General features: G+C 61.0%; 15 protein-coding genes. 7 read left to right on the forward strand and 8 right to left on the reverse strand.

All coding sequences use genetic code 11. The annotated features are described in order from the left end of the window. Positions 1-354: 354 nt before the first annotated feature. From chrA to ACLHHB_RS03595, 3 genes are all read right to left on the reverse strand, one after another. Positions 355-1,725, reverse strand: coding sequence for a chromate efflux transporter (chrA, locus tag ACLHHB_RS03585; protein WP_410216914.1), 1,371 nt, complete (start codon positions 1,723-1,725; stop codon positions 355-357). After that, entirely contained in the window at positions 1,722-2,540 is an 819-nt protein-coding gene (locus ACLHHB_RS03590) for a chromate resistance protein ChrB domain-containing protein (RefSeq protein WP_410216915.1), read from the reverse strand. The genes chrA and ACLHHB_RS03590 overlap by 4 nt, the downstream gene beginning before the upstream one ends. Before the next feature lie 593 nt (positions 2,541-3,133). Then, positions 3,134-3,445: a hypothetical protein gene (locus ACLHHB_RS03595; protein ID WP_410216916.1), complete on the reverse strand. Its 312-nt coding sequence runs from the start codon at positions 3,443-3,445 to the stop codon at positions 3,134-3,136. A 181-nt stretch (positions 3,446-3,626) separates the two neighbouring features. On the opposite strand from ACLHHB_RS03595, the gene ACLHHB_RS03600 reads away from it, so the two are divergent. Further along, on the forward strand, positions 3,627-3,893 hold the full coding sequence (locus ACLHHB_RS03600; protein ID WP_410216917.1) for a hypothetical protein: 267 nt from the start codon (positions 3,627-3,629) through the stop codon (positions 3,891-3,893). A gap of 102 nt (positions 3,894-3,995) precedes the next feature. Here ACLHHB_RS03600 and ACLHHB_RS03605 read toward each other — a convergent pair whose 3' ends face one another. After that, positions 3,996-4,274, reverse strand: coding sequence for an FAD/NAD(P)-binding protein (locus tag ACLHHB_RS03605; protein ID WP_410216927.1), 279 nt, complete (start codon positions 4,272-4,274; stop codon positions 3,996-3,998). A 415-nt stretch (positions 4,275-4,689) separates the two neighbouring features. Between ACLHHB_RS03605 and ACLHHB_RS03610 the strand changes: the two genes are divergently transcribed. From ACLHHB_RS03610 to ACLHHB_RS03620, 3 genes are all read left to right on the forward strand, one after another. Further along, a complete protein-coding gene (locus ACLHHB_RS03610) occupies positions 4,690-4,872 on the forward strand; it encodes a CsbD family protein (protein ID WP_410216918.1) in 183 nt (60 codons plus the stop codon). 1,317 nt (positions 4,873-6,189) lie between these two features. Beyond that, entirely contained in the window at positions 6,190-6,843 is a 654-nt protein-coding gene (locus tag ACLHHB_RS03615; RefSeq protein ID WP_410216919.1) for a response regulator transcription factor, read from the forward strand. A 407-nt stretch (positions 6,844-7,250) separates the two neighbouring features. Beyond that, positions 7,251-8,042: a sensor histidine kinase gene (locus ACLHHB_RS03620; RefSeq protein ID WP_410216928.1), complete on the forward strand. Its 792-nt coding sequence runs from the start codon at positions 7,251-7,253 to the stop codon at positions 8,040-8,042. Positions 8,043-8,047: 5 nt separating this feature from the next. Here the strand turns inward: ACLHHB_RS03620 and ACLHHB_RS03625 are convergent, their stop codons facing one another. From ACLHHB_RS03625 to ACLHHB_RS03640, 4 genes are read right to left on the reverse strand one after another with little or no spacing between them, the layout of a single operon-like run. Then, the gene (locus ACLHHB_RS03625) at positions 8,048-8,674 is read right to left on the reverse strand and encodes a methyltransferase family protein (RefSeq protein WP_410216920.1); all 627 of its coding nucleotides are present in this window, start codon (positions 8,672-8,674) and stop codon (positions 8,048-8,050) included. Positions 8,675-8,684: 10 nt separating this feature from the next. Beyond that, positions 8,685-9,239 carry a tyrosine-protein phosphatase gene (locus tag ACLHHB_RS03630; protein WP_410216921.1) on the reverse strand — a complete coding sequence of 185 codons (555 nt, stop codon included), beginning with the start codon at positions 9,237-9,239 and terminating at the stop codon, positions 8,685-8,687. Next, positions 9,236-9,772, reverse strand: coding sequence for a cytochrome b/b6 domain-containing protein (locus ACLHHB_RS03635; protein ID WP_410216922.1), 537 nt, complete (start codon positions 9,770-9,772; stop codon positions 9,236-9,238). The genes ACLHHB_RS03630 and ACLHHB_RS03635 overlap by 4 nt, the downstream gene beginning before the upstream one ends. After that, the gene (locus ACLHHB_RS03640; RefSeq protein WP_410216923.1) at positions 9,772-10,023 is read right to left on the reverse strand and encodes a PepSY domain-containing protein; all 252 of its coding nucleotides are present in this window, start codon (positions 10,021-10,023) and stop codon (positions 9,772-9,774) included. Before ACLHHB_RS03640 ends, ACLHHB_RS03635 begins: the two co-directional genes overlap by 1 nt. Between ACLHHB_RS03640 and ACLHHB_RS03645 the strand changes: the two genes are divergently transcribed. From ACLHHB_RS03645 to ACLHHB_RS03655, 3 genes are all read left to right on the forward strand, one after another. Further along, a complete protein-coding gene (locus tag ACLHHB_RS03645) occupies positions 10,022-10,249 on the forward strand; it encodes a hypothetical protein (RefSeq protein WP_410216924.1) in 228 nt (75 codons plus the stop codon). The genes ACLHHB_RS03640 and ACLHHB_RS03645 overlap by 2 nt on opposite strands. Before the next feature lie 575 nt (positions 10,250-10,824). Continuing rightward, on the forward strand, positions 10,825-11,598 hold the full coding sequence (locus tag ACLHHB_RS03650) for a hypothetical protein (RefSeq protein ID WP_410216925.1): 774 nt from the start codon (positions 10,825-10,827) through the stop codon (positions 11,596-11,598). Continuing rightward, on the forward strand, positions 11,586-12,623 hold the full coding sequence (locus ACLHHB_RS03655) for an alpha/beta hydrolase domain-containing protein (protein WP_410216926.1): 1,038 nt from the start codon (positions 11,586-11,588) through the stop codon (positions 12,621-12,623). Before ACLHHB_RS03650 ends, ACLHHB_RS03655 begins: the two co-directional genes overlap by 13 nt. Positions 12,624-12,937 lie beyond the last annotated feature (314 nt).

Consider the following 12,937-nt stretch of genomic DNA (forward strand, 5'->3'; position numbering starts at 1 on the left):
CTGCACCGGGATCAGCGCGTTGCCCATGGCCGAGGCGTCCGCCACGGCCGAACCCGAGACGCCGCCGCTGGCCGTGAAACCGAAAGGCGAAGCGCTTACCGTGCCTGCCATGACACCCCTGCCCTACTCCACCCCCAAGATGTCGAGGTTGCCATGCCGCGCCAAGGAGGCAGGGGCTGCAGATTGTTCTGCCAAACTTTCCGCTATGACTGATCATGATACACAGACGGAACAACCTGTCACCAAGGGTCCGGCACATCATCCTTGGACTACGACAACCAGTACCTTGCCTCATATCAAGCTGGGTCACAATTGGCCACAATGCGCGCCAGTTCCACTATGAGCTGGCCCCTTTCAGGCCACCCCTGCAAGCCGCAGCGCGATCCCGGCGAGTGCACAGCCTGCCAGCACCATGACCGGGCTCAGTCGGAGCCAGAACACACCCGCCATTGCGGCGGTTACCAACACCAGAGCCGCCAGATCGAGGGTTCGCCATACCGGCAGGTCCAGATCCAGGCCATAGGCCGAGATCGTGCCAACTTCGCCGAACAGCACGTGCAACCCGAACCAGACAGCCAAGTTCAGGATGACACCCACCACGGCCGCCGTGATGGCCGTCAGAGCCGCCGTCAGCACGCGGTTGTCGCGCAACCGCTCGATGAAGGGTGCACCGAGAAAGATCCACAAAAAGCAAGGCAGGAACGTGACCCAGGTCGTCAGCAGCCCGCCCAAGGTGGCGGCCAGCAGTGGCGGCAGACTGCCCGTGTCCCGCAATGCGCCCATGAAGCCCACGAACTGCGTGACCATGATGAGCGGGCCCGGCGTTGTCTCGGCCATGCCCAGACCGTCCAGCATCTCCCCCGGAGCCAGCCAGCCGAAGTTCTGAACCGCCTCCTGTGCAACATAGGCCAGCACCGCATAAGCGCCGCCAAAGGTCACGACGGCCATGACGCTGAAGAAACCTGCGATTTGCGAAAACACGTTCTGTGGCCCAGCCAGCAGGAACAGCGCTCCTACCGGCGCCAGCCACAGTGCCAGGAAGATGATCGAGATGCGCGCCGCCCAGGCTCCGCTGACGCGCGTGTGGTGAGGCGTGCCTTCCCCCAGCAGGGTGTCTGTGTCCATGACCTGCCGAGCGCCGACCTTGCCGTGGCCGCCGCCACCCTGGAACGCCGCCAGACCGGCCCGGGCCCCGAAAAAGCCGATCAGCCCAGCCATGAGAATGATGACCGGGAACGGAACACCGAACGCAAAGATGGCCACAAACGAGGCTGCTGCAATGGCCATCATCGAGCCATTCTTCAGCGCCCGCGATCCGATGCGGATAACCGCCTGCACGACGATCGCAAGCACTGCTGCCTTGAGCCCGAAGAACAATGCTTCGACCGCGCCTGCATTGCCCCAGATCGCATAGATCCAGCTGAGCGCCATGATTGCCACGACGCCCGGCAGCACGAAAAGAAGGCCTGCAATGATGCCGCCCAAGGTCCGGTGCATGAGCCAGCCGATGTAAACGGCCAATTGCATCGCTTCAGGTCCCGGCAGCAGCATGCAATAGTTGAGGGCATGGAGGAACCGCTTCTCGCCCAGCCATTTCTGTTCCTCGACCAGAATGCGATGCATCAGGGCGATCTGGCCCGCAGGACCGCCAAAGCTGAGAAGCCCGATGCGCGCCCAGATGCGCCCGGCCTCGCTCAGGGTGGGATAGGGACGGTTCTGCATCATTCTGTCCTCGGCTTGTTGGTGGGCCAGTTATGCGTTTCATCCGTCGCGTCCCGCGCCCAACGAAAGAAGGCGTCATAAAGCAGCATGCCGGCCTCAAGCTGCTCCAGGTCGTCGGCATACATGCGCGACAGGCCAAGCGAGGCGGCCAGAAGTCCTGCCGCCTCGGGTGCCAGATCCAGTCTTGCCGTGTCTGCCGCGCGAACGATTGTGGCCAATCGAGCGAGCGCGGGGAGGTTCAGGCCAAATTCGGCCAGCATCACGTCAAAGCTACACAGTTCGCCCCGGTGGCTCCAGAACACCCCTTCAATGTCAAAGGGCGCGGCCCCGTAACGCTCGGCCACACCGACCACCTCCGAAGGCGCGACGAACAGGATCACGGCGCGCGGGTCCACGAACCGGCGGATCAGCCAAGGACAGGCGATCCTGTCGATCTTGGGCCGCGACCGGGTAACCCAGACGGTGCGGCCTTGATTATCCCGTGCTGGCAACCTCGCAGGGTCGATCAGCGGAAGTCCGGCACTGAGCCAGGCATCAAAACCACCCTCCAGATACTCTGCCGCAATCCCTTCGGCCCGGAGCCAGGCCGCAGCGCCTTGGCTGCGCCGGTGCCCGGCCCGACACACTGCCACGACGGGCCCTTGTGACCGTCCTACAACGCCAGCCATGGACCTGTCCTCCGCACGGATTGCTCCCGGCAGCAGTAGCGGGTCGACGGCATAATCTTCATCAGATCGCACATCCAGAAGAAGGGGCGCACGCGCCGTACCAATGATGCGGCTCAGCTTATCCGGTGAAATGGCATTGGGTGCAGGCATTGGCGTTCCTCCCGTTACGAGGTCGATCAGGATCGATCTGGAACGCGATCTTCGGCTGACGCCTCGTGGGGAGGTCGCGCATCCCCATAAATGGGAAATAGGAGAAAGGCAGCGCCCGCGTCAAGGGCTCTGGGCGACAGTGAGCTTTCCCTCCATGAGTGTCCATTCTTGGAAACCCAGAAGAAGCCGAAGAAGCTGTTGCTGCAAGAAGACATTCGCTGCACCTGGACAATTACCTGATACAAACCTCCTGCATTGCCTTTCGGTGTAGGATTCCCTTTATCGCCCTACCAGCCACATGGGACTTAGCGTTAGTCATTGACTGTGCACGATAGCCTGATTGAAGGCGTTGGGACGCTGCGAAAGCACTTGGGCTGCCAACTGGCATGCAGTCCTGCGGTTGCAGCAGTTCAAATAAAGCGGCCTTTCTTACAAGGTGCAACAATGGGATTGGTGACAAGCGACGACATTGAATCCTGCCCACCCCACCAATGAAAAGCCGAAGCTCCCAAGACTGGTATTGCCCGTCGACAAAAAGTCTTGGCCTTTGGCATGTCAGCGCAGGCTCGAGCTCGAGACACAATGCCTGACGGTTAAACGGCGGCCTTTATCCTGCCGAGATCATTTTTTAGCTTCACGGAGATCTTTTGCGTTTGCTCGCGGATGTCGGGGATGGCGGTGATTTCCCAGAACGCAGCCCGAGAGGCGGGACCAATGGCGCGGATGCGCGGGTTGGGTTGACCTGTGACATCAATGATCGCGTAGTCGGGAGTGATGTCGAGGCCAAGACGCAAGGGATCGATCCGCGCACGACCACGTGCCAGCAGGTCAGCCACCAACGGAAAGGCGTTTCTTTCCGGGTCGTGACGGATGCCGCGGCAGTCGATGATGCGGGTGGCGTCCAAAGCAAGGATCCGGGCTCCGCCGCGCGGGCGCTAGTGGGCGCGCAGGATGGCGTTGTCCCTGCTGGCATGGGAGAAACTGCCAGCCAGCAGGCGCATGCGGCCGCTCTCGAGGGCCTTGTGGAGCGGAGCAGAGCTCTCCGGTGGCAGGCGGTGGCGATGGACTTCCCACCAAGGGGGCCGCGTGACGCAGGAAGCGGGCGCGTTCGGTAAAGGGCATGGAACGCCACAGGGCCGCAAGATGTGGGCGGATGCCATCAACGGCATCGCGCCAGGTGCCGCCTTGGTCCTCTGCGTACCGCGCCTGATCACGCAGCCAGCGCATGAGAGCACTGACCGGTCCGCCCAGAGGCACTTCGGCACGGCTGATCTGCAGAAGCTGGCCCGGGGCATGAACGCGGGGCATCTGGGCCCGACGGGACAGTGCCACGATTTCTCCACGATGGCCTGATGACATGAGACTGAGCGCCTGATCGACCATTGACAAGCCCCACCACACGCCCGCCAGGGGGCGGGGGCGGAGCAGCCTCCCATGCCCTCTGGATCAAGCCTTTCAGGTCTGGCTCTGGCAGGACGTACCCGGGGCCAAGACCGCAAGATCGGCCGGGATGATTTGGCCGTCATCCAGATGTGCCGCGACGCCTGCGCGCGTGGTCGCCAGCCGCAGACAGGCCGCGCGCAGGCGACGCAGCCGCCCATTGGCGGACAAAGGGGACAGCAGACCGGTCATATAGGTCCCATAAGCTGCCTGGCTCACAAAGCAGGCCCCGGTTGCTTCATGCCCTTGGCACGCTTTGGGCTGCATTGATGCACTACCACGGGCGCTGTGCATCGGTCCGGCTGTGGTGGACCGCGCATCGTTATCTGCCGAAAAATCCCCATGCGGCGCAAATGCCAACAGGAATAGCTTCCATCGGCAGTCTCCGAGTGACGATGATTTCGCCAAAATCTGGTTCAACGGCAGCGTTGCAGACTACTGCGCACGGGACGAACTGAGTCCAGCCTGCGGCCTTAGAGCGCCACTTCGTTGCTGCGACTGCATTCGCCGGGGCTAGTACAAGTGCCCGTGATGCCTGCTTGAGCCACTAGCGACTGATTGGGAAACGATAAGCTGCACTTGTCAAAGATGCCCCTCTTTTTAGAAAGTGGCGACCTATACCTAAGCAGGTGAACATCACATTTTTCGTGAAGAGGAACTGCGGCATCTCTTTGCTGGTTCTTCATCTACATGATCAAGGAGACCCACGATGGGCGAGATGACTGACAAGCTGAAAGCAGCAGGCAACAAAACGGCAGGGGCCGTCAAGGACACCGTGGGCAAGATGACCGACAACGAGCGGCTGGAGGCTGAAGGCAAAACCCAGAAGGCGAAGGGCTCGGTGCAGGACGTCACCGGAACCGTAAAGGGCAAGCTCGGCAACGACATCTGATCAGTATCGACGAACAGCCAAGGTCCCGCAAATGCGGGGCCTTTTCGTTAGAAAGTTTTCTTGAAAAGCATTCCACGTTATGTCCTCTGCGTAAGAGGGAGCAGTTGCCATTGCTGCACACAAGCATCCACGTGAAGAGCCTAAATCCGCCATTCAGTCCTCAAGGCGCAGCGAGAACCATAGGAAACAGCTGTCCCCACGACAGAAGCCGATAGATTTGCAGAATGCTTGGACTATATGATTTTTAGGATGTGTTCCCGCTATCAGGTCACTGCAGGGTAGCATCTTGGCCTTCAATTTGCACGCATTCACCAAACCTCTGCCGGCTCCTAGAACACAGCAATTTTTATGAATCAGTAGGTGGTGCATGTCCCTTCCGCGCCTTCCAGAGTGAAGGGGGATCAGCGGACGAAGCTCACCATATTCGATCGCCCGAGAGTTCATTTCTGCAACAAGAACGTGGACCCACGGCGGTTCTGAAAAGGCATCCCTTGTCAAAGCACTGGGTGCGAGCCAAATGTAATCTCCATGGCGCTCTGCAAGTTTGCTCCCCAATCGAAGAAGCAAGGCGCGTCAGCCGGGCGAGCGGCTCCCACCTGACTGAATGCTATCTCCAGAACAAAGGTATCGGTTGCATCGCAACTCCTTGGCATCACAGGAGCCCGTACAATATGTCGCCCTGTGGCGGCATCATGGCAAGGTGCACGTGCCGTTCTCAGCTGAGGCGGCTGTAATAGTTCCCAGATGATGTAGCGTTCATGCATATAGCCTGATCCTGAACAGAGTATATACTCCTGTCAGTATCAGCTTTGTCCAGCGAAGCGAACTTCAGGAAGCTACAAGCCAAAGGCAACTATCCGGAACTTGCGGCTGCTCGCTGCACCTGCGGCGTTGCAGGCCCCTTTGGCAGCAACATCGACCCGACAGGCGGAGAACTACCTGATGCGGCACGGTATAGCGCCAGAAGCGGTATGCGGAAGCCGCCGTCCAGTTTTACGTGAGCGGCCAGTCCAGACAGCGTTGCGACGAGTGCTATCAGGCCATCCTGCCGGGCTCAGAGCCGCACCTGAAGCAAGGCGCGTCACGTCCGCTCGTATTCACGGGTCGGTCAATGGTGCTGCATGGTGATTGCAGATGTGCGGCGCTGTGGGCGCATTGCAAGGGTTTTACGTCATTTGTACTGGCTGTGATCCGTTTGGCTTTGCAGCAGGCTCAAGGCCCAACGCCCAGCGCTGGTGCTCAGGCCGGTATCACGAATCCCGTTGATCTGATCCCTGCGTCCCGGCATTTCTGGGTGAAGTAAAGGAGGGTGACAGCATGCGTGTCCTGCTGATCGAGGATGAGGCCGATATTGCCGACGCGCTGCTGCATTTCCTGCGCGCGCAGGGTCATGCGGTGGATCATGCGCAGGATCTCGAAACGGCCCGGGCGGCGCTCGGCGTTGCGGTCTTCGACACGATCCTTCTGGATCTGGCACTGCCGGACGGGTCCGGGTTGACATTGCTTCGCGAGCAGCGGCGGCAAGGCAACCGGGTGCCGGTAATTATCGCAACGGCGCGGGACCAGATCTCGGAGAGGATCGCGGGCCTGGATGCGGGGGCCGACGATTACGTGGTGAAACCCTATGATCTGACCGAGATCGGGGCGCGGCTGCGCGCGCAGGGCCGCCGCGCCTCGGGCGATCCGGCGACCGAAACTCAGCTCGGCGGGCTGCGGGTGGACCGCTCAGGGGCGCGGCTCTATCGCGGCGACACCGAAGTCCGCCTGACGTCGCGGGAATGGGCGCTGTTTGACGCGCTGCTGTCAGCTCGGGGCCGGGTGCTGTCCAAGCAGGTGCTGGAGGACCGGCTGTTCGCTTTTGATGATGCCCTCGCGGGCAATGCGGTCGAGGTCTATGTCTCGCGCCTGCGGGGCAAGCTGGGGGCGGATACGATCCAGACCCGGCGCGGTCTGGGATATCTGATCCCATGACGCGCCCTTGGTCCCTGCGTCGCCGGCTGGTGCGGCGCGTAATGACTGGGGCCAGCCTCGCCTGGCTGGTGGGTGTCGGGCTGGCAGGCTTGGTCATCGCGCATGAGATGTCCGAACTGATGGATGAAAGTCTGAAGGGAGCGGCTCGGCTGTCGCTTGCCTTGTATCAAGGTGCCGGGGAGGTGGGCCACGTCCTGCCCGGCAATGGCGTTGCCATCCGCATTCTGGATGCCGGGCGGGTGGTGGTTGATGCGCCGTGGCAACAATTGTCGCGGGACGGCGGTCAGGATGCGGAGAGTTGGCGGGTCTTTCGCGTGTCGGACGGACCCGTAGCGGTGGAGGTCGGCCAAAGCGACGAATGGCGGCGTGACGAGTTGGCCGAAAGCATGAGTTGGCTTGTGGCGCTGATGCTGCCTGTCCTGATCACTGCGCTGGTCGCGGTTCGGGGCGCAGTCGCCTCTGCCTTGCAACCCGCCACGCGTTTTGCAGCGACGCTGCGGAGCCGTGATGCGCGGGATTTGTCGGCTGTCGTGGCGGATGATCTGCCGGATGAGCTGGCCCCGATCCGGCAGTCGCTGAACCTTTATCTGGCCAGCATCCGCACCCATGTCGATGCCGAGCGGCAGTATGCCACAAATGCCGCACATGAACTGCGCACTCCGATTGCCGCCGCCTCGGCGCAGGCGCAGTTGATGGCTGCCGGTCTGGCGGACAAGGATGCGCCCGCCCGCATGGCCGGAGCGCTGGCCCGTTTGGGCCGCCTGGTCGAGCGTCTGCTGCAGATGTCTCGGGCCGAGGCCGGAATGATCGGGACCGGGCCGTGCGATCTGGTGCAGATCACGCGGATGATCCTTGCGGAAACCGAAATTGCGGCCTTGTTCGATGATGGCGATCTGGCGCAGATGCCGGTCGCGGTTGATCCCGACGCGCTGGCGATGATCCTGCGCAATCTGCTGCACAATGCCTGCGAGCACGGCACGGGCGGGATCCGGGTCACCTTGGCGGCGGGACCCGTTCTTCGGATCTCAAACGCTGTAGGGCCGGATGCGGCATTTCGGCATGGTACCTTCGACAAGTCGGTCTTGTCCCCGGGTACGGGGCTGGGACTGGCGATCGTGGCCCAACTGGCGGCCGCACAGGGGATCGCCGTCATCCATGCGATCACTGCGGGTCGTGCCATCGTCACGCTGCGGTTCTGATCTCCTTACCACAGGCCCAGCAGGTGCAGATGCCCGCTGCGATGGGCCAGATCGATCGCCTCAGCCAGCGGCAGGGCGGACAGAAACACCAACGCATCCCGGCCGTTGCGCCACAGCAGGCGGGGCTGGATCGTCACCTGCTCTGCTGTGCGAAAGTCCGACAAGCGCGGGCGGATCATCGGCACGGCAGCGCGATAGGCCTCATGGGAGGCGCCAAACCGGGCCTGCAGAAAGCGTTCCTCGTGCAGCGCGATGGTGGTCAGCACCAGCACGCCTGCAAGGCCGAACAGCGCGGCCAGCGTGATGCTTTCCAATACCAGCCCGAAGCCCACAATGCCAATGATCGAGAAGAGATACAACGGATGGCGACAGACCGAATAAGGTCCGTCCTGCATCAGCTGTCCGTTCTTGTGCCCGCCGATATAAAGCGTTGCCCAGAACCGCCCTAAAATCGCAGCGAAAATCAGTATCGTGCCCATTACATGCAAAGCCGCCGCGGGCGCGGCAGACCATAGTGGAAAACCGAGCAATACCAGAGGCAGCCCCGCCAAAAACAGCCCGCGAAGGATGCTGATGCGCAGACGCTGGTTGGCCGGGCGGGCGGCGTGGATCGGGAAGTTGGTGGCGGTCATTGCGGTATCCTCAACTGTTGTAGCCGAAGGAGGACTCCATGGCCTCCCAGCTTTGGTCCATGGGCCAGGCAGTGCTGACAGGCAGCGAAACGTGGCCATACCGGAACGAGATCTGCGCCTCGGCCAGTGCCTCATCCTGCCCTTGGCTTGCCAGATAAAGGGCGGCTGCCAGTCCGGTGCGATCGGCGCCCGCCTTGCAATGGATCAGCAAGGGCTTGGGCAGCGCGTCCAGCAACGCAATCAGGTCCGCGGCACGTTCGGGTGTCAGCACCTCGCTGTCGCGCATCGCGAAATCGGCGTGCTGCAGGTTCAGGCGATCGGCGGTGGCACGTTCAGTCCGATACCACGCGGCATCCGATTCACCGCGCAGGTTCAGGACGCTGCGAATGCCATGTGCCGCCGTCCAGCCCGACAACTGCGCCTCCGAGGGTTGGGCGGAGCGGTACACCTGCCCCGCCAGCACGGCATGAAAATTGCCCGTCCGCTGCAACCAGCCTGCCCATACGCCCGCTGCGGAGACAGCGACGACCAGAGCGGCCAGCGTCCCCCCCAGCAGCCGCCTCAACGGCGACTCCTGTCCGACAGGGGTCGCCTTGTTCCGGTCAGCATCGACAGGACGAGTGTTTCGTTGTGGGGAAGTCTTTCGAACAGCACGCCTGCCACATGCAGCCCCGCCAGCACCAGGAGCAGCGTGGCCAAGACTTCATGGACCGCCTCCATGGCGAAGGACCCCGAGAATGCGCCAGTCGTCTGCAGCCAGCCGGTCAGTACGGCGCCCGTGATCGTCAGCAGGACCACGATCATCACGCCGCCTGCCGGATTGTGGCCTGGAGAGCGGCGGGTCCGTCCGGCTCGCAGATCGCGTAGAGAGGCCAGTACCGCACTCGGGCTGCGGATGATATCCGCGAACAGGACGTGGTGGGGGCCGATCAGCCCCCGGACCACCTGCGCGGTGATCCGGCCCGAGACGACGTAACCCAACCGTCCGTTAAAGCCCTTGCGCCCCTTGGATGTCAGCCAAATTTCGGCGAGCGGGCCGAGCAAAGACCAGTGGAACAGCCGCACCAAGCCGTCCCATCCCCAGACCCTGTCACTCATCAGAACCTCGCGGATACGAACGTGGCGGGATCAAGGAACTTCTCGACCCGATTGCCGTCCTGATCGCGGCCATGGACCTCGTCGCACCCGTCATCGGTCTTGACGTTGCTTATCGTCCAGCCCTCGGCGGTCAGATCTGCTGTCAGTTCCTCGACCGGCCGCCAGTCAACTTGCGGTACGGTGCAGTGTTCGTCGGCCAACGCGGGAAATGTCAATCCGGCCAGCATCAGGGCAAGAAAAGAAGTGCGCATGGAATTCTTCGTCATCGGCTTTTCGATACGAACGGTCTTGCGCGTTGGACCTTACAACAACCTTACGATCAAAGCGGATGCCTGGAAATGCCGATCATGCGGGAACAGATGCCGTACTGGTAGGGCCGACGGCAGTAAGATCGAGAACAAGAACGCTGTAAAGACAATGGGCAATGTCCCCGAAGATGCCGCACAGCAGAAAACTTTGCCCAGGCTGGATGCGTAACCTTGTATGGCCGGAGGTCATTTTGCCGTTGTGCCGCAGGCCGTAATAATTTGCGCGCCAGTTCGATGCCGATATCTGCAACCGTGCTGGCCACAGGGGTGGTTGAGACTCCGTCATGCAGCGCATTGAGGGCGCCGCAGCGCCGGCGTTGCCCGCAAGGCCAGAATTGGCTGCCAACGAGGTTCTGCAAACGATCAATGTATGGTGATCAGTTCGCAGTAACCAGTCGGAGGTATGTTCAGCCACGAATCGCAGCCGCAAATCTGAAAGGCAGGTTCGGGAATGACGGCAACACATGCTCCAATGGCCTACTGTCGGCTTTGGGTCGATGCTCTTGCTGCCTCTGCATTCGCTGTAGTGTCCATGAATGTGGGAGAGGGCTCTTTGCATCAATGCCAGCGTGCGGCACTGAGCAGCTTTGCGAGGCAGAGCGGTCGCAGTTCTGCAAAGGAGTGCGCGAGATGTATACAACGAACTGACTCATACATTTATCACCGCCTTCATGAACATCTGATGCTCAAGGAGGAGATCGTCATGTTGAAGACGTCGTTGCGCCTTGCGCCAGCTGGGGTGTTATGGGAGCCATTCTGGCCCATCCTGCACAGGCGAAAGTTGAACAGTTCGAGATCGTCCAGCGGCTCAGTCCCGCATTCGAGGGAGCCGAGTTTGGCTCAGCCGGAGCTTACGAGAGAATAGATGGCATCGCTCACCTGGCGATCAATCCTGAAACCCTTTGTGGAAGGAGCGTTGTGGATCTGGACCAGGCAGAGATCGATGATGACGGAATGGTGCGGTTCTCGACCGAGGTGACAATCCTGCGTCCGATCGACAGTGTTCACCAGAATGGTGGCTTGCTTTACGAGGTTCCGAACCGCGGAAGGAATCTCATCTTCAATCTCCTCAACATGGCCTCATCCACAGCAATTCCCTCTACGCCGGAGCAGGCGGACGACGGGCATCTGATGAAGCAGGGCTGCACGATCGCTTGGAGCGGCTGGCAAGAAGGCCTGTCCGACGACCTTATGCAGATGCAACTTCCTGTGCTGCCTGGCGCGGAAGGCATCAGCCGCGAGGAGTTCATTTTCGACAAGGCGGGCACAACCGATACGGTCGAACTTTCTTATCCGGCCTCCGACCTTGATCCTTCTCGATCCTCGCTGTCGGTCAGGCTGCGTCCAGAAGATCCGCGCAGCACCGTCCCCGGCTTGTCATTCCGTTATATTTCAGCAACTTCGGTGGAGATTCGCGCCCCGAGGGCCTCGATGCCGGTGCGATCTTCGTCCTCAGCGGGATCGACTACACGATCGGGATCGGGATCTCTCAGGCTGGACGCTACTTGCGAGACCTGATCTGGCAAGGCTTCAATGGAGACGAAGCTGACCAGCGGGTCTTCGACGGAGCAATTCCTTACATTGCCGGGTCGCGCAAAAGCTTCACCGACGCTTCCTTTGCACAGCCGGGACGATACTCGCGTCAGCACGAGGACCACGACGTCTATGGAGACCAGTTTCCTTTCAGCTATGCAGTGGCGACCGATCCACTGACCGGCGAGGTGGATTCGATCTTCAGCACATGTCAGGACAACCACACCTGTCCCAAGCTGATGCACGTCGACATCTCCACGGAGTTCTGGCAAGCACGCGCGGCTTTGGTCTCAACATCGCCCGCGGGTGAGCCGCTAGGAATGCCCGAAAATGTCCGCCTTTATTTCATGAGCGCTGCGCCACACTTCAAACAGTGGAATGCGGAAAGCGAGAGGACGGATCTATGCCAGTTCTCGACCAATCCCCTCAGCCCAGCTTCCGCAATGCGGGCGTTGACTCAAGCGCTGCGAGATTGGGTGTTTGATGACAAGGTGCCGCCAGAGAGCCGGTATCCGACCGTTGCAGACAAAACACTTGTCCCGCTGCCTCAGCTGAACCTGACGAGTTTGAGCAGCAAGGTGTTCCTGCCTGTTTATAACGTTCTTCGTGTGCGGGATCATTCCTCTGTACCCCCTCAAGCAGGGGCGCGTTACCCGGTCCTTGTCCCACAACTGGACGAGGACGGCCTGCCTCTTGCAGGTGTGAAGGATCCAGCAGTTGCTGCGCTGTTAGGCACCTATCTCGGCTGGAACCTTCGGGCAGAAGGTTTCGCGAAAGGCAGCCTCTGCGGGTTGGAGGGCAGCTACTTGTCGTTTCCGCCTACAGAGCAGGCTGCTGGCAGTGATCCCCGCCAGCCGCTCTCTGATCGTTATGCTGATGAGGCGGCGTATCTTGCCGCTCTGGAGCAAGAGGGGAACGGAACTGGAGAAGGCTGGCCTGATGCTTCAGGACGACGTGCAAGCCGTTCTGCAGCGAGGCCGGCACATGTTCGCAAGGAGCCAGACCGCTGATTAGTAGGTAGATGATACAGTAAGGGTCGGCTTCAATGATCCGACCCTTCATGGATTTGCATCGACGACCTGCTTCCGAAGCAGTTGCAATTGCTGCAGCCTTACAGGTTTCTGCTTGCCTAGCTGACATTCACCATCCGAAAAATCTTCCGAGGGCCTGAATGGTGACCATGGCCTTTTGCGTCGATGCTGGGGGCGGATCGACTTTCAGGGCGGGAGGCCGCTCGACAATGGCAGCACTGCGGCTAATGGGATGTGCCGGCTGCTTCCCCCACCGTCGTGTTATCCTGAACCGGGATCAACCGTGCAACAAG

Origin of the sequence: Paracoccus sp. (in: a-proteobacteria) (assembly GCF_046462195.1) — a bacterium.
In the GTDB taxonomy this organism is placed as follows: domain Bacteria; phylum Pseudomonadota; class Alphaproteobacteria; order Rhodobacterales; family Rhodobacteraceae; genus Paracoccus.